The organism is Aeromicrobium fastidiosum (assembly GCF_017876595.1).
Taxonomy (GTDB): Bacteria; Actinomycetota; Actinomycetes; order Propionibacteriales; family Nocardioidaceae; genus Aeromicrobium; species Aeromicrobium fastidiosum.
On the sequence record NZ_JAGIOG010000001.1, the window covers coordinates 649327 to 666109 of the forward strand.

Consider the following 16783-nt stretch of genomic DNA (forward strand, 5'->3'; position numbering starts at 1 on the left):
CTGCACTAACTAAGGACGGCCTTAGTTGGTGGTGCGCGAGAGCCCGCCCCGCACGCGACCCCCCTTCCGAACAGGACAGCCATGTTCAGCATCGGCGGCGCCAGCCTGCCCTCCTCCCGATCACGACGCCTCGGGCTCGTGATCCTCGCCAGTCTCGTCATCGCCGCGGCGTTGACCTTCATGACCCCGTCCGCGCAGGCCGTGGACAAGGTCGCCGTCACCGACGGCACCCTGACGTGGGGCGTCAAGCAGTCGTGGCGCAGCTACATCGGCGAGGCGGGCATCACCGTCTCCGGCGGCGTCACCCGCACGACGGACGGCGCGTTCACCTGGCCCATCACGACCGGGACGTACGACGACGCGACCAAGGCGCTCGACCTGAGGCTCGCTGGCTCCGTCCGGTTCACGGCCCACGAGGGCGCCCTCGACATGACGATCTCCTCGCCGAGGCTCGTCATCTCCGGCGACGAGCCGCAGCTGTTCGCCACCGTCGTCAGCAAGGACGAGTCGTCCGGCCAGCTCGTCGACTTCGGCGAGACCGTCCAGTCGAAGGCGGCCAGGCTCACGGTCGCCGCGCCGTCCGACGCAGCCCGGGTCATCACCACTGGGACGCTCGACTGGGGCATCAAGAAGTCGTTCCGCGACTACGTCGTCGGCTCCATCGCGCACGGCGCCATCACGGTGTCGGACGGCGCGGAGAAGAACGACGACGGCACGTTCGCCTTCAGCGTCGACTCCGGCACGTGGGACCCGAAGACCCAGGAGCTCTCGGTCGACTACGACGGCACCGTGCAGTTCACCGGCCACGACGGCCTGCTCGAGGTGACCGTCACCGACCCCGAGCTCGACGCCACTGGCGACGCCGGCGTCCTGACGGCGCAGGTCGTCAGCAAGAGCCTGGAGGCCGGCCAGCCCACCGACTACGGCCGCATCGCGATCGCCGACGTCGACACGGACGGAGCCATCAGCGCGGCCGGTTCGAGCCTGACGATCAAGGACGCGCCGGCGACGCTCACCGAGACCGGCGCTCCGGCCTTCGGCGGCTTCTACACCGCCGGCACCGCCCTCGATCCGATCGGCGGCACGGCGACACTCGGAGCCGCGGTGGGCGGCGAACCGGCTGTCCCGGCGAAGCCGCCGACGGTGGCACCGTCCACGGGCAGGGTCACGCCCCAGCTGTCGGCCAAGCTGTCGAAGACGTCGATCAGGGCCCGGCAGCGCGCCAAGGTCAAGATCGCCGTGACCCTGCCCGGTGCCAAGGCGGGGACGCTGCCCACCGGACAGCTCGTCGTCCGCGACGGCGGCACGATCATCTCCGTCAGGAGCCTCAAGGCGTCCCACCGCGGAAGGATCACGGTCACCCTGCCGCGGCTCGCCCAGGGCAGGCACTACGTCAAGGTCACCCTGAACGGCAACCCCGTCCAGCTGCCCGTCACCTCGCCGTACCGGACGCTGCGCGTCAGGTAGCACCTCGGGCAGCCGGGTCGGGTCGGGTCGGGTCGGGTCGGACGATCGGTGATGACCGTTCGTCCGGCCGGACCGACCGCTCGTCGTGCGCAGGTGGCGACGTGGGTCACACGTGTGGTCTGGTGAGAGACGGCCCGATCCGGCGGGCCACGATCCACACCTCGGGGGCACATCATGAGCATCACGTCTGCGTCACCTCGCACCAGCGGCAATGTCAGGAGCATCGCGATCTGGACGGTCGTGGCCCTCGTCGGCGCGACGTGCTGGAGCGTCCTCGCGCTGTCACGCGGCGAGAACGTCTCGGCGCTGTGGATCCTGTTCGCGGCGCTCTCGTCGTACGCGATCGCCTACCGCTTCTACTCCCGCTTCATCGCCAAGAAGGTGCTCGAGCTCGACGACACCCGGGCCACTCCGGCCGAGCGCCTCGAGAACGGCGTCGACTACGAGGTGACCGACCGCCGCGTGCTGTTCGGCCACCACTTCGCGGCGATCGCCGGGGCCGGCCCGCTGGTCGGGCCCGTGCTCGCGGCGCAGATGGGCTACCTGCCCGGCACGATCTGGATCATCGTCGGCGTCATCCTGGCCGGGGCCGTGCAGGACATGGTGGTGCTGTTCTTCTCGATGCGCCGCGATGGCAAGAGCCTGGGCCAGATGGTGCGCGAGGAGATCGGCGTCGTCGGCGGCACCGCGGCACTCATCGCGGTGTTCGCGATCATGATCATCATCCTGGCGGTGCTGTCCCTCGTCGTGGTCAACGCGCTCGCCGAGTCCGCGTGGGGCGTGTTCTCGATCGGCCTGACGATCCCGATCGCCCTGTTCATGGGCTTCTACCTGCGCCACATCCGTCCGGGCCGCGTGCTCGAGACGACCGCGATCGGCGTCGTCGCCCTGCTGCTCGCGATCATCGGCGGCGGCTACGTCGAGCAGCTCGGGCTGGAGGAGGCGCTGACGATCTCGAAGGAGCACCTCGTCATCGCGCTGGTCGTCTACGGCTTCATCGCCTCGATCCTGCCGGTGTGGATGCTGCTGACCCCGCGCGACTACCTCTCGACGTTCATGAAGGTCGGCGTCATCGTGCTGCTGGCCGTCGGCCTGGTCGTCGCCGCCCCCGTGCTGCAGGCCGATGCCGTCACGTCGTTCGCGACCGACGGCGACGGTCCGGTGTTCGCGGGCAAGATCTTCCCGTTCGTGTTCATCACGATCGCGTGCGGTGCCCTGTCGGGCTTCCACGCCCTGATCGCCTCGGGCACGACGCCCAAGATGATCAGCAAGGAGAGCCACGTCCGGATGATCGGCTACGGCGGCATGCTGATGGAGTCGTTCGTCGCGATCAGCGCGCTCATCGCGGCGGTCGTGATCGACCAGGGGCTGTACTACTCCATGAACGCGCCGGCCGGCATGACCGGCGGGACGGTCGAGGGTGCGGCGCAGTTCGTCGGCACGCTCGGCTACAGCATCACGCCCGACCAGCTCAGCGCCGCGGCGGCCGCGATCGAGGAGCAGACGCTCGTCTCGCGCACCGGCGGCGCACCGACGCTGGCCTTCGGCCTGTCGCAGGTGTTCCACGAGGCGTTCGGCGGCAACCTGCAGGCGTTCTGGTACCACTTCGCGATCATGTTCGAGGCGCTGTTCATCCTCACCGCGGTCGACGCCGGCACCCGCGTCGGACGCTTCATGCTGCAGGACACCATCGGCAACGTCTGGAAGCGCTACGGCGACGTCTCGTGGCGTCCCGCCGCCTGGTCGGCCAGCGCCATCACGGTCGGCGCCTGGGGCTACATGCTCTACATCGGCGTGACCGATCCGCTCGGCGGCATCAACCAGCTGTTCCCGCTGTTCGGCATCGCCAACCAGCTGCTCGCCGCGATCGCGCTGACCTTGTGCGTCACGCTGCTCATCAAGCACGGCAAGCTGCGCTACGCCTGGGTGCCGGGCATCCCGCTGGCGTGGGACCTCGTCGTCACGATGACCGCGAGCTGGCAGAAGATCTTCTCCGACAACCCGGCCCTCGGCTACTTCGCCCAGGCATCGCGCTACCGCGATGCCCGCGACTCCGGCCAGCTGTTGGCCCCGGCGACAGACCAGGACCAGATGGGCCAGATCATCACCAACTCGACCACCAACGGCGTGCTGCAGTCGGCGTTCGCGGTGCTCGTGATCATCGTGGTCGCCAATGCCGTCGTCATCTGGGTGCGCGCGATCCGCGCCGGGTCGTTGCCCACCACCGAGGTGCCGCACACGCCGTCCGCGATCGTCGCGCCCGCCGACTTCTTCGCGACCGCCGAGGAGAAGCATGCGCTCGAGCAGGCCGGGACGCGGCGATGAACGCCCTGGCCCGCGCGTGGCGCGGCGTCCGCTGGTACCTGCGGACGTTCAGCGGCGAGTCGCGCTGGGACGACTACCTGGCGGCGTGCGAACGCGACGGCGTCACGCCCACGACCCGCCGGGAGTTCGAGCGGCACCGCGCCGACCAGGTCGAGCACGCGCCGATGGCGCGGTGCTGCTGAGGAACGGGTGCTGCTGACACGCACCACTTGCGGAGATCCGTGGTCGACGCAACCATGGGGCGAACGACCTTGGGGGAGTTCGCCATGACCGACCAGGCTTCAGCACCGTCCGACGCACCTGACGAGCAGCTCGAGCGCTCCATCACGGGCCGGCTGCTGTTCTTCTACGTGCTGGGAGACGTGCTCGGATCGGGCATCTACGCGCTGATCGGCGTCATGGCCTTCACGGTCGGTGGTGCCTTCTGGCTGTCGTTCGTCGTCGGCGTCACCATCGCCCTGCTGACGGGCTTCGCCTACGCCGAGCTGATCACGAAGTACCCGCAGGCCGCGGGCGCCGCGCTCTACACGCACAAGGCCTTCGGCAGCCGCCCGCTCACGTTCCTCGTGACGTTCTGCCTGCTGGCCGCGACGATCGCCGCCGCCGGCACGCTGGCTCGGGTGTTCGGCGGCACCTACTTCAAGGAGTTCGTCGACGGCGTCCCGGTCGCCCTCGTCGGCATCGGGTTCATCGTCGTCCTGTCGCTGCTCAACTTTCGCGGCATCACCGAGTCGGTGTGGGCCAACATGATCATGACCCTGGTCGAGACGACGGGGCTGCTGATCATCCTGGTCGTCGGCGGGACGGTGCTCGCCAACGGCGATGCCGACCTGACGACGCCGTTCGACCTCAACGACGGCAACCCCCGCCCTCGTGGTGCTGAGCGGGGTCGCCCTGGCGTTCTTCGCGATGACGGGCTTCGAGAACGCCGCCAACATCGCCGAGGAGACCCGCGACCCGAGCACGGTCTTCCCGAAGGCGCTGCTCGGCGGCATGGCACTGGCGGGCGTCCTCTACATGGTCATCGCGTTCATCGCCGCGATGGTCGCCCCGATGGCCGACCTGACGGCCGGCGACGGCGAGAAGGGCAGCCTGCTGACCGTCGTGCAGGCCGGCCCACTGGCCATCCCCGAGCTGGTGTTCTCGGCCATCGCGCTGGTCGCCGTCACCAACACGACCCTCGTCTCGCTCGTCGCCCAGTCGCGGATCATGTACGGGATGGCCAAGCAGGGCATCGTCCCGCGCGTGTTCGCCAAGACCCACGCCACGCGTCGCACGCCCTGGGTCTCGATCGTCTTCACCGCAAGCCTCGTGTGCCTGCTGCTCGTCATCGCGGACGTCGACCGGCTCGCGACCGTCACGGTGCTGTTCCTGATCGTGGTCTACGGCATGGTGTGCCTCGCGGCACTCAAGCTGCGGTCGTCGCGCGTCGAGCACCGCCACTACACGGCCCCGACCGCCCTGCTGGTGACCGGCGTCATCGCCAACGCCGCGATCCTCGTCTACACGATGATCGACGACCCCGGGTCGATCGTGTGGTGCGGCGGCATCCTCGCGATCGGGGTCGTCCTCTACTTCGTCAACAACGCCGTCATGAAGGGCGCGCCGCCCGTCGACGCCGCCGACCTCACCGCCTGACCGATCACTCGGCCTCACCCGAGACTCTGCTCCACCGAAGAAGGGGACACACCATGCACGTCATCATCGCCACCGACGGCTCCAAGCAGTCGCTCCAGGCGGCCCGCTACCTGCGGTCGGTCGCCGACCCCGAGTCCATCACCTCGGTCAGCGTGCTCGCCGTGGTCAGCCCGCTGGCCGCCGTGCCGTTCGCGACCGAGAGCGACAGCGGCCACAAGGACATCGAGGACCTGTCGTTCCGCACCGCGGCCCAGGCCGCGACCGCCCAGGTCGCCGCAGAGCTCGACGGCTGGGGACCCAAGATCAGCCAGCAGATCCGCAGCGGATCGCCCGCCTCGGAGATCCTCAAGGCGGCGAAGGCCAAGGACACGGGTCTGATCGTCGTCGCCAGCCAGAGCTCGCGCGCCAGCGCCGTGCTGATGGGATCGGTCGCCCACCGCGTGCTGAACCAGGCGACCTGCCCCGTGCTGGTCGTCCGCCCCGGGGCCAAGCCCAAGAAGGTGGTGCGCAAGAAGTAGCCTCTCGAGGCCGGACGTCGACGGGCGACCAGATCACCACCACACAGACGAGGAATCCTGATGAGCTGGATCGGACCCGCGGCCAAGAAGGCCGTCAAGTACGGGCCCCAGGCCAAGATCGCCTGGGACAAGGCTGGGCGGCCCGCTGCCGAGATCGCGGCCAAGAAGGCGCAGACCCAGCTGCAGCGCCGCAAGGCGTTCGCCAAGGCGGCGACCGTGGTCGAGGGCTCGGTCATCCGCCTGATCCACGCCGGCGAGCCCGTCCACGTCGTGCTGGCCCACGGCGAGCCGGTCGAGGCCTACCCGCCGGTCGACGTCGAGCTGCCCGTGCTGCTGAAGGACGCCGATCTCACCGCCGCCGTGACGTCCGAGGACCACGAGGCCAGGCGGGTCAAGGCCCGGGTCGCACGGGCCCGGAGTCGGGGTCGGGGTCGGGGTCGACTGACGTCGTCCGACGAGGCGACGGGCGACTGACCCACCGTTCGCCGTCGCGTGAAATCATGACCGGATGACCTCGCGCACGCACGCCGACCGCTGCCCCGGGGTGTTCCGCCCGTGGATCGCGGCCGACGGCGCGATCGTGCGGTTGCGACTGGTCGGTGGCGTGCTGCCTTCTTCCGCGCTGAGGACGCTGATCGGCATCGCCGAGGAGCACGCCGACGGCACCGTGCTGATGACCAAGCGCACCAACCTGCAGCTGCGCGGCATCCAGCACGACGACGGCTGCGTGCCGCCCTCGCTGGTCGATGCGCTGACCGAGGCCGGCTTCCTGCCGTCGCCCAGCCACGAGCTGGTGCGCAACGTCATGGTGTCGCCGCTGACCGGACGCATCGGGGGCCAGGCCGACCTCCGTGGCGTCGCCCTCGAGCTCGACCGGCTGCTGTGCGCCGAGGCAGATCTGGCGCGCCTCGCCGGACGGTTCCTGTTCGTGCTCGACGACGGCCGTGGCGACGTCGGGCACCGCAGCCTCGACCTCGGGCTGACCGCCACCGACGCCGCGCACGTCCAGCTGCGCATCGGCACGACCCTGTGGGGGCCCGTCGTCCCCATCGACGACGCCCCGGCGGCCCTCGTCGACCTCGCCCTGCGATTCGTCGCGGCGGCCGGCTCGGGCGACACCGCGGCGTGGCACGTCGACGAGCTGCCCCGGCACGGTGCCGAGCTCGTCGCGGAGCCGCACGCCCGGGACGCACGCACCCACGTCCGTTCGCTCCCCCTGCCGCACGGCATGATCGCCCAGGACGACGGCACCGAAGCCATCCACCTGGACGTCCCCGACGGCCTGCTGACCCGCGGGCTCGTCGACGCCATGGCCCAGCACTGGGCCGACGAGGTCGTCGTGACCCCGTGGCGCAGCATCATCATCCCCGACCTGGAGACCGAGTGAACCTCACACGACCGTCGCGCCACTTCGACTACGTCGACGACGGCGGCGCCATCTACGTCGACTCCTTCGCCACGATCCGCGCCGAGGCCGATCTGACGCACCTGCCGGCCGACGCCGAGAAGGTCGCCGTGCGCATGGTGCATGCCTGCGGCCAGGTCGACCTCACCGCCGATCTCGTGATCCACGACCGTCTCGTGACCGCCGCCCGCGGCGCCCTGCAGGCGGGTGCCCCGATCATCACGGACGCCACGATGGTCGCGTCCGGCGTCACCCGCGCCCGGCTGCCCAAGGACAACGAGGTCATGTGCTTCCTGCGCGACGAACGCGTTCCGGGGCTCGCTGCGGCATGGAGCACCACTCGCTCGGCCGCCGCGGTCTCGCTCTGGGAGGAGCACATGGAGGGTGCCGTGGTCGCGTTCGGCAACGCCCCGACCGCACTGTTCCACCTGCTCGAGATGCTGCTCGACGGCGCTCCCCGACCCGCAGCGATCATCGGCACGCCGGTCGGGTTCATCGGGGCGCGGGAGTCCAAGGACGCCCTCGCGGCGCTCACGGAGGTGCAGGCCGACCTCGACATCCCGTTCCTGACGGTGCGCGGACGCCGCGGCGGATCGGCGATGGCCGCCTCGGCGATCAACGCCCTCGCCCAGGAGAAGGAGTGAGCGGCGCGCCCGGTCGCCTCTGGGGCGTCGGGCTCGGCCCGGGCGACCCTGAGCTCATCACGCTGAAGGCCGCGCGGCTCATCGAGTCGGCCGACGTCATCGCGTACCACCAGGGCGTCGGCAAGCAGTCGAACGCGCGTCGCATCGCGGTCGGGCTGTTCCCGGACGGCGTCGTCGAGGAGGTGCTGCAGTACCCCGTCACGACCGGCACCACCGACCACCCCGGCGGCTATGCCGGCGCGATGGCCGAGTTCTACGAGGAGTGCGCCGCCCGGCTCGGGGCGCACCTCGAGGCGGGACGCGACGTCGTGATCCTGGCCGAGGGCGATCCGCTGTTCTACGGCTCCTACATGTACATGCACGACCGGCTCGCCGACCGGTTCGAGACCGAGGTCGTGCCCGGCGTGCCGGCCTTCGCCGCCGCGACCGCGGCCGTCGCCTCGCCGCTCGTGCGCCTGACGGACGTGCTGACGATCCTGCCCGGGACGCTGCCGGAGCCCGAGCTCGCGCGTCGTCTCGCCGACACCGACGGTGCCATCATCATGAAGCTCGGCCGCACGTTCCCGGCCGTCGTCTCCGCGCTGCGCCAGGCCGGACGCCTCGACGGGGCGCTCTACGTCGAACGCGCATCGATGCCCGAGCAGCGGTGGATGCCGGTCGCCGACGTCGACCCGACCTCGGTGCCGTACTTCTCGCTGATCGTGGTGCCGGGTGACACCAAGCCGCGCCCGCGGGGACGGGAGAATCGGGATTCATCCGCGCCGGCGCGGACAAACCTCGATTCTCTCGTCGCCCCCGTGGCCGAGGTGCTGGTCGTCGGGCTGGGTCCCGGCCCCGACCGCTGGATCACCCCCGAGGTCGCCGACGCGCTGGCCGACGTCCAGCACGTCGTCGGCTATGCGCCGTACGTCGACCGCGTGCCGCAACGCGAAGGGCTGACCCGTCACGCCTCGGGCAACACCGTCGAGGTCGACCGTGCCCGCCTGGCCCTCGACCTCGCCCTGGCCGGCGAGCGCGTCGCGGTCGTCTCGGGCGGCGACGCCGGCATCTTCGGCATGGCCGCGGCCGTCTTCGAGGCCGCCGCCGACGACGTCTACGCCGACGTGCCCATCCGCGTCCTGCCCGGGCTGTCGGCCGTCCAGGTCGTCGCTGCGCGCGCCGGTGCGCCGATCGGGGGCGACTTCGCGGTCATGAGCCTGTCCGACCGGCTCAAGCCGTGGTCGGTCATCGAGCAGCGCCTGCGGGCCGTCGCCGAGGCCGATCTCGTGCTGGCCGTCTACAACCCGCGGTCGAGGTCGCGCACGACCCAGGTCGCCGACATGCAGCGCATCCTGCTCGAGCACCGCGACCCCGGCACCGTCGTCGTGGTGGGGCGGGACGTCGGCCGCGCCGAGGAGTCGTTGCTCGTGACGACGCTCGGCGAGCTCGACCCCGAGTCGATCGACATGAAGTGCCTGGTGATGGTCGGTGCCGGCGGCACGCGGGTCACGGCTGCCGGTCAGGCGTGGACGCCGCGCTCGGTCGAGGGCGACTGAGCCGTTGGCGACTGGCCCTCAGCGGCCGAGCAGCCTGCGCCACCGCCGCAGCACGCCCCACACCGTGACCTTCCACATCGCCTCGGCGACGATCCCGCGGCTCATCTTGGACTGGCCGAGCTCGCGCTCCCGGAAGGTGATCGGGTGCTCGACGATCGTGCCGCCCGCGTCGAGCACCCGCAGCGTCATGTCGACCTGGAAGCAGTAACCCTTCGAGTCGACGCCGGTCAGGTCGATGTGGCGCAGAACGTCGGAGCGGTAGACGCGGAATCCCGCGGTCGCGTCCCTGACGTGGATGCCGAGCATGAGCCGCGCGTAGGCGTTGCCGCCGCGGCTCAGCAGCTGCCGGCTGCGGGGCCAGTCGACGACGGCCCCGCCCGGCACCCAGCGTGAGCCGATGACCAGGGAACCGTCCGCCCCGAGGTGCTCGACCATGGCCGGCAACGACTCGGGAGCGTGCGACCCGTCGGCGTCCATCTCGACCAGCAGGTCGAAGTCGCGCTCGAGACCCCAGGCGAAGCCCGTCAGGTAGGCCGATCCGAGACCCAGCTTGCCCGTGCGGTGCAGCACGTCGACCCGGTCGTCGACCGCGGCGATCGCCTCGACGACGTCGCCCGTGCCGTCAGGGCTGCCGTCGTCGACGACCAGGACCCGGTGGTCGGGGGACGCTGCGAGGGTCCGCTCGACGATGCCGACGATGTTGTCTCGCTCGTCGTAGGTCGGGATGATGACCAGGATCCGTGGCCGCTGCATCCGACCCATCATGCCGCAGGACGGGTGCAGGTCAGGCGGTCGGGTCGTCGCCGACCTTGACCAGCAGCTTGCCGAAGTTCTTGCCCGTCAGCAGTCCGAAGAACGCCTCGGGTGCGTTCTCGATGCCCTCCACGACGTCCTCCTTGTACTGCAGCGAGCCGTCGGCGATCCACGCCGCGGCGTCGCGCTGGAAGTCCTTGTAGTGAGTCTTGACGAACTCGTTCTGGATGAAGCCGCGCACCGTGATGCTCTTGGTCAGGATCGACTGCATGAGCCGCGACGTGCGGTCGGGCCCCGCGGGCAGCTCGGTCTCGTTGTAGTGGGCGACGAGACCGCACACCGGCACGCGGGCGTAGGTGTTGAGGCGCGGCAGCACGGCGTCCCAGACGTGGCCGCCGACGTTCTCGAAGTAGACGTCGATGCCGTCGGGCACGACTGCCTTGAGATCGTCCTTGAACGTCGGCGAGCGGTGGTCGAGGGCCTCGTCAAAGCCGAGCTCGCGCAGGAAGGCGACCTTCTCGGGTCCACCGGCGATGCCGACGGCGCGGGCGCCCTTGATGCGCGCGATCTGTCCGACCGCCGAGCCGACCGGCCCGGCGGCGGCCGCCACGACGACGGTCTCGCCGGGCTGCGGGCGGCCGATCTCGAGGAGTCCTGCATAGGCCGTGAATCCCGGCATGCCGAGCACGCCGACCGCGGTCGAGATGGGGGCGCGGGACGGGTCGAGCTTGCGCACCTGGTTGGCCGGCAGCACGCCGTGGGTCTGCCAGCCGAGGCCGCACAGCACGATGTCGCCGGGCACCAGCGACGGATCGCGCGACTCGACGACCTCGGCGACGGTGCCGCCCTCCATGACGGCGCCGACCTCGACGGGCGCGGCGTACGACTTGGCGTCGTTCATGCGTCCGCGCATGTAGGGGTCGAGCGACAGGTAGATCGTGCGGAGCAGCACCTCGCCGTCGGCGGGCTGCGGCACGGGTGCCGTCTCGATCGTGAAGTTCTCGGCGGTGGGCTCGCCGTGGGGACGAGAGGCGAGCAGGACGCGGGTGTTCAGCGTGGTGTCAGTCATCGCTCTCGACAGTACCCACCGGTCCTCGCGCGGGCCGGTGCGGGCGACACTGGGGGCATGACTCAGAACAGGGCGTTCTGGCGCTCGATCGAGGCAGTTCACGACGTCGTCTACTTCGCGCCCGATGCGAAGCAGCGCTACGAGGCCCTCGGCCTGAAGGGCTACTGGATGGGCTACGTGGCGTCGCGGTCGGCCGCGCTCGGCACACCGTCGCCGACGACCGTCACGGCCCTGTTCCACGGCTTCGCCCCGGCGCTGGTCCGGCGGGCGCTGCCGGACGCCTGGGAGCGTGCGACGCCGGCGGACGTCCTGGAGGCCCGGCTGACGATCGCCCGCGACGCCTTGGCTCCTGTCCTGGACGGGGTCGACGTCGACCGGGTGGCCCGCGAGCTCGAGCAGGTCGTCGCGGGCCTCGACTTCGCCGGCAAGCCGCTCGCCGCGGCGCACGCCGACGTCCCCGCGCCGGGCGACGAGGTCGGACGCCTCTGGCACGCGGCGACGGTCGTGCGGGAGTACCGCGGCGACTGCCACGTCGCGGTGCTGACCGCCGCCGGGCTCGACGGTGCCTCCGCCAACGCCCTGGCCGTCGCGGCGGGGCTCGCCCCGGCCGAGCAGCGCACCGTCCGGGGCTGGACCGAGGAGGAGTGGGACGACGCGGTCAGCCGCCTCGGCACCCGCGGCTGGGTCGACTCGACCGGCGCGCTGACCGACACCGGACGGTCGGCGCGCGCCCAGATCGAGGACACCACGGACCGGGTCTGCGCCGCGGGCCTCGACCGTCACGCGACGGGACGTGCCATCACGGTCGAGGCGGCGCTGACCGGCATCGCCCGCAACCTCGACCACGCCGGTGCCGTGCCGTATCCCAACCCCACCGCCGTCCCCCGCCCCTGACGGTGGGCCACACTGGCGGGGTGACCCTCCGCAGAAGCTTCTGGCACGCCGTCGAGACCATCCACCACGTCGTCTATTTCAGCCCCGACGCCAAGGCCGCCTTCGAGGCCGTCGGGCTCAAGGGCTCCTGGATGGGCTACTTCGCGTCGCGCTCGGTCGCGCTCGGGACCCCGCCGCCCGAGGTCGTCGTCGCGACGTTCCACGGCTTCGCGCCACGCATGGTGCACCGCGCCCTGCCCTCCGCGTGGCAGCTCGCCTCCCGCGACGACATCCTCGCGGCCCGTCTCGACCTGGCCCGGTCGACGATCGCGCCCGGCTTCGAGGGCGTCGACGTCGCCGAGCTGGCCCGGGGCCTACAGGCCGGGCTGGCCGGCCTCGACCTCGCCGGACGCCCCCTCGCCGCGGGTCACCGCGCACTCCCCGTGCCCGACGACGATCTCGCTGCCGTGTGGCACGCCGCCTCGACGCTGCGCGAGTTCCGCGGCGACTCGCACCTCGCGGTGCTGACGGCCGCCGGCATCGACGGAGCCGCGGCCAACGTGCTCGCGGTCGCGGCCGGCATGGCCATGGACGGCCAGCAGCAGCTGCGCGGATGGACCGACGAGGAGTGGGCTGCGGGTGCCGACCGCCTGCGCTCGCGCGGCTGGATCGGCGACGACGACTCCATCACGGAGGCCGGCATCATCGCCCGCACCCAGATCGAGACCGACACCGACCACGCCACGGCCGCCGGCATCAGCGCCGAGGCCGTCGAGCACTTCTCGTCGGTGGCCGCGCTGGCCGTGCAGGCGTCCAAGCAGATCGTCGCCGCGGGGATCGACCCGACGGGTCACTGACGCGCAGCCTCAAGATGTGGTCAGCGGCCCGTCCAGACCGGCTCGCGTCCCTCCGCGAACGCCGTGACGCCCTCGCGCGAGTCGGCGGACATGATGACGGGCGAGGCCATGACGCTCTGTTGCTGAAAGGCCTCGTCCAGCTCCCAGCCCGGTGCCTCGTCGACCATCCGCTTGCCGACCGCGACGCTGAGCGGCGCGTTGGCGGCGATGCGGCGGGCCAGGTCGAGGGCGACGTCCAGCGTGGTGCCGGGTGCGACGACACGGTTGACCAGGCCCAGCTCGGCGAGACGCGACGCCGGCATGGGCTCACCGGTCAGCGTCAGCTCCATCGCGATGTTGCGGGGCAGACGGTCGCGCAGCCGCATGACGCCACCCGCGGCAGCGATGAGCCCCCGCTTGACCTCGGGGATGCCGAACACGGCGTCGTCGGCCGCCACGATCAGGTCGGCCGCCAGCGCGAGCTCGCACCCGCCGGCCAGGGCGCTGCCCTCGACCGCGACGACGAGCGGCTTGGTGGGGGGCTGACCCGTGAGGCCCAGCGGGCCGCGTCGTTCGGTCACGGGGAACTCGCCGCGCGCCGCCGCCTTGAGGTCCATGCCGGCGCAGAACGTCCCGCCGGCACCCGTCAGCACGATCGCGCGGACGGTGTCGTCCGCCTCGGCGTCGTCGATCGCCCGCTCGAGCGCCGTGGCGGTGCGGGCGTCGATCGCGTTGCGCACCTGCGGACGATCGAGCGTCACGACGGCCACCGCACCGTCGCGCCGGGTCGTCACCGGCGCTGACGGCGGTGCCGGCAGAGCGGCGACCTTGCGGCGCAGCACCGTGACCGTGTCGCCGTCGAGACGCACCGATCGCCCGAGCGGATCGCCGTCCAGCGCGAACGCGATGACAGCAGGGGCGTCGCTGCGCACCAGCACCCGGTCTCCGTCCGGGGTCAGCGTGCTGAGGATGGCCGCCTCCGGCGCACCGTCGCGGGCGTACGGCACCGTGGTCGCCTCGACGACCACCTCGCCCTCGTAGCGGCGCAGAACTCGACGCGCGGCCGGGCGCTCGACCATGGGCCGCAGGTGCGCGAACGCCGTCGCGGGCGGCGTCGCCGAGTAGAGCCCCACGGAGTGCTTCGTGGCGTACCAGCCGAGCGACGTCGACAGGCCCGTGCTGGTCGGGTCGCCGCGCAGGATCGGCACCAGGGTCGCGATCGCGTGGGCGCCGTAGGCGTTGCCGGGCCCGCCCGCGAACGTCAGGCCGCCCGTGACCGACAGCGGACGATCCGGGTCGTCGACCGGCAGCCCCAGCGCGTCGGCCGCGATCTGCACCGCCGCTGGGAAGCACGAGTACAGGTCGACGTGTCGGACGTCGTCGATCGTCAGGCCAGCGTGGTCGAGCGCGGCCCGACCGGCCGTGCGGATCGCCGGCGACGTCGAGAAGTCGGCCCGCTGCGACACGAACCACTCGTCGCTGGCGGAGGCACCGGCCAGCACGAAGACCCACTTCTCCTGCGGGATGCCGGCGGCGTGGGCGGCGGCCACGCTCGTGACGACGATGCCCGCGGCGAGGTCGACCGTCAGGTTGGCGCACATCAGCTTGGTGTACGGATCGCTGATCGCCCGGTTGTCGGGGGTCGCCGTCGCGAGGTCGTCGGCCGCGACCGCGGTCGGGCTCCACGCGAAGGGGTTCGCCGCGGCGATGCGCGAGAAGCCCGACCACAGCCCGGCGATCGCGGCCCGGTGCGTCGCGACGTCGTGGCCGAGACGTCGGCGCACGGCCGACTCCATCAGGGCGTACATGAACACCGGAGCGCCGAGACCCACCGCGGTCTCGGCCTCGTGGTTGGCGACCCGGTCGTCGCCCACGACCCGGTCGGGTGCCGCGTCGTCGGGCTGCTCGGGCCAGTCGGGGCTGCGGCCGTCCTTCTGCAACGCGGCGAGGGTCGAGCCTGCCTCCGCGCCGGCCACCAGCACGATGCGCGACCGGCCGGACGCGACGGCGGCGGCCGCCTCGTTGACCAGCAGCTGAGATCCGTCGCCGCCGTAGGGCGTCGACTGCACGCGCTCGTCGGGCGTCGCGCCGACCGCCTCGGCCAGCAGCGCCGCCTGGTCGCGGTACGTCCACGAGGCGCTCGGGACGGCGTAGACCGCATCGGCCGCACGCAGCAGCTGCTCCCCCGCGCCGGAGTCGTCGGCGGCGGCTCGCAGCGCCCGAGCGGCCAGCGTCACGGGGTCGCCGTCGGGATCGGGCACGTGCTGGACGACCTGGCCGACGCCCACGACGACGGGGGTCGTCGGGTCGAGCAGCCGGCCGCTCGCGACGTGCAGCACGGGCTCGTCGCGGACGGTCCACGTCGGACGAGAGCCGGCCGAGCCCAGGGCAGCCAGCCGTCGGACGGAATCGGCCAGCGCGGTGTCGATGCTGCGCACGACGGTCGTGCCGATCGGACCTCGCAGCGGGGGCCCGTCGAGGCCGACGTCGACGCGGACGGTCGAACCGGCTCCGTCGGCAACGACGGAGCACCACAGGCCGAGCACGATGCCCATGGGACCGGTGCCTCGCAGCGCGAGTCCCTGATCGGTGACGGCCATGGCCGTCCAGCGGACCTCCGCGGGGATGTCCATCAGCAGGATCTGCTGGGCGAACGTGTCGCCTGTCGAGACCACACCGGGCGGATCGCCGCGCCACGCGGAGTGCAGGGCGAACCACTCGGGCAGACGCCCGAGGTCGTGCAGCGCCTCGGCCAGCTGCATCGGTGCCGTCGGCGAGGACGCGACCGAGACGCTGCGTCGTCCGAACTCCTCGAGCCCCTCGGGCGCGGGGACGTCCACGGCCGCCTCGGCAGCCGCGCCCCGCCCCTCAGCCGCACCCCGCCCCTTGAGCCTGTCGAAAGGAAGCCCCGCCAGCAGCGCCTTGCGGGTCTCGGGGTTGCGGGCCATCCCCGCGAGAGCGGAGGCGGTGCCGGCAGCCTGGACGGCACGACGTCGGACGGACTTCTTCTGGCTCATGGCAACTTTCCGTACGATCGGACTGTTTATGTCGTGAGAAGTCTGGCCGAGTCCCCCGGGTCTGGCAAGGTGGCCCCATGCCGCAGACCTCCCCGCGCCGCTCGCAGCAGCAGCGGTCGACCGTCACGCGGGCGAGGATCATCGATGCGACGGTCGCCTCGCTGCTCGAGCTCGGTTACGCGGCGACGACGATCTCGCGGGTCCAGGAGCGCGCCGGCGTCGCCCGAGGCACGCTGCTGCACCACTTCCCGCACCGGGCGTCCCTGCTGGTCGCGGTGGTCGAGGACGTCGCGAGTCGCCGGCTGCACGTGCTGTCAGACGCCGACGGAGCCGCCCGCCCACACGGTTCGGGCTGGGACGCCGCCGTCGACCTCGTCTGGCGCGACCTGCAGAGCCCGGCCTTCCTCGCGGTGCTCGAGCTGTGGGTCGCGGCGCGCACCGACCCCGACCTGCGCTCAGCCCTCGTGCCCGTCGAGCGCACCGTGTTCGAGGCGGTGCACCGGGCCGTGACGACCCTCGTCGCCGACACCGACCCGCGGGTGCCGACCGTCGTCCAGTTCACGATCGACCTGCTGACGGGGTCTGCCATGACGACGCTGCTCGTCGACGACGGATCGCAGCAGCTGCTCGTCGAGCGCTGGCGGCGGGCGATCCCCGTGCTGCTGGGCCAGGCGGACGCCGCCGACTGGGTCTAGCGTTGACG

The 16783-nt window shown here is 71.7% G+C and carries 14 protein-coding genes and 2 pseudogenes; 13 read left to right on the top strand and 3 right to left on the bottom strand.

The genetic code is table 11. The annotated features are described in order from the left end of the window. The first annotated feature begins 81 nt into the window (after positions 1-81). From JOF40_RS03205 to JOF40_RS03245, 10 genes and pseudogenes are all read left to right on the top strand, one after another. A complete protein-coding gene (locus JOF40_RS03205) occupies positions 82-1467 on the top strand; it encodes an HtaA domain-containing protein (protein ID WP_129180040.1) in 1386 nt (461 codons plus the stop codon). A gap of 174 nt (positions 1468-1641) precedes the next feature. Then, positions 1642-3792: a carbon starvation CstA family protein gene (locus JOF40_RS03210; RefSeq protein WP_129180042.1), complete on the top strand. Its 2151-nt coding sequence runs from the start codon at positions 1642-1644 to the stop codon at positions 3790-3792. Continuing rightward, a complete protein-coding gene (locus JOF40_RS03215; RefSeq protein WP_129180044.1) occupies positions 3789-3974 on the top strand; it encodes a YbdD/YjiX family protein in 186 nt (61 codons plus the stop codon). Before JOF40_RS03210 ends, JOF40_RS03215 begins: the two co-directional genes overlap by 4 nt. Before the next feature lie 216 nt (positions 3975-4190). After that, positions 4191-4556 (top strand): annotated as a pseudogene (locus tag JOF40_RS20325) (amino acid permease); the annotation flags it as partial. 145 nt (positions 4557-4701) lie between these two features. Then, positions 4702-5430 (top strand): APC family permease, encoded by a 729-nt coding sequence (locus JOF40_RS19890; RefSeq protein WP_129180046.1) that lies wholly within the window; start codon positions 4702-4704, stop codon positions 5428-5430. A gap of 65 nt (positions 5431-5495) precedes the next feature. Beyond that, positions 5496-5948, top strand: a pseudogene (locus JOF40_RS03230) (universal stress protein); the annotation flags it as partial. A gap of 60 nt (positions 5949-6008) precedes the next feature. After that, positions 6009-6422, top strand: a complete 414-nt coding sequence (locus JOF40_RS03235) for a hypothetical protein (RefSeq protein WP_129180048.1) — start codon at positions 6009-6011, stop codon at positions 6420-6422. A gap of 34 nt (positions 6423-6456) precedes the next feature. After that, a complete protein-coding gene (locus JOF40_RS03240) occupies positions 6457-7335 on the top strand; it encodes a ferredoxin-like domain-containing protein (RefSeq protein ID WP_129180050.1) in 879 nt (292 codons plus the stop codon). Beyond that, positions 7332-7997 carry a precorrin-8X methylmutase gene (locus JOF40_RS19570; protein WP_129180052.1) on the top strand — a complete coding sequence of 222 codons (666 nt, stop codon included), beginning with the start codon at positions 7332-7334 and terminating at the stop codon, positions 7995-7997. Before JOF40_RS03240 ends, JOF40_RS19570 begins: the two co-directional genes overlap by 4 nt. Beyond that, positions 7994-9532 (top strand): precorrin-2 C(20)-methyltransferase, encoded by a 1539-nt coding sequence (locus tag JOF40_RS03245; RefSeq protein ID WP_129180054.1) that lies wholly within the window; start codon positions 7994-7996, stop codon positions 9530-9532. The genes JOF40_RS19570 and JOF40_RS03245 overlap by 4 nt, the downstream gene beginning before the upstream one ends. An 18-nt stretch (positions 9533-9550) precedes the next feature. On the opposite strand, the gene JOF40_RS03250 is transcribed toward JOF40_RS03245, so the two are convergent. After that, entirely contained in the window at positions 9551-10285 is a 735-nt protein-coding gene (locus JOF40_RS03250) for a polyprenol monophosphomannose synthase (RefSeq protein WP_129180056.1), read from the bottom strand. A gap of 31 nt (positions 10286-10316) precedes the next feature. After that, on the bottom strand, positions 10317-11354 hold the full coding sequence (gene curA, locus JOF40_RS03255; protein ID WP_129180058.1) for an NADPH-dependent curcumin/dihydrocurcumin reductase: 1038 nt from the start codon (positions 11352-11354) through the stop codon (positions 10317-10319). A 57-nt stretch (positions 11355-11411) separates the two neighbouring features. Here curA and JOF40_RS03260 point away from each other — a divergent pair, with 57 nt between their 5' ends. Together JOF40_RS03260 and JOF40_RS03265 are read left to right on the top strand one after the other, a co-directional pair. Further along, complete coding sequence (locus JOF40_RS03260) at positions 11412-12248, top strand: SCO6745 family protein (protein ID WP_129180059.1); 837 nt, start codon at positions 11412-11414, stop codon at positions 12246-12248. Between the two features lie 20 nt (positions 12249-12268). Next, positions 12269-13084, top strand: coding sequence for an SCO6745 family protein (locus JOF40_RS03265; protein WP_129180061.1), 816 nt, complete (start codon positions 12269-12271; stop codon positions 13082-13084). Between the two features lie 20 nt (positions 13085-13104). On the opposite strand, the gene JOF40_RS03270 is transcribed toward JOF40_RS03265, so the two are convergent. Then, the gene (locus JOF40_RS03270; protein ID WP_129180063.1) at positions 13105-16080 is read right to left on the bottom strand and encodes a crotonase/enoyl-CoA hydratase family protein; all 2976 of its coding nucleotides are present in this window, start codon (positions 16078-16080) and stop codon (positions 13105-13107) included. 77 nt (positions 16081-16157) lie between these two features. On the opposite strand from JOF40_RS03270, the gene JOF40_RS03275 reads away from it, so the two are divergent. Further along, positions 16158-16775: a TetR/AcrR family transcriptional regulator gene (locus tag JOF40_RS03275; protein ID WP_129180065.1), complete on the top strand. Its 618-nt coding sequence runs from the start codon at positions 16158-16160 to the stop codon at positions 16773-16775. The last annotated feature ends 8 nt before the right edge of the window (positions 16776-16783 follow it).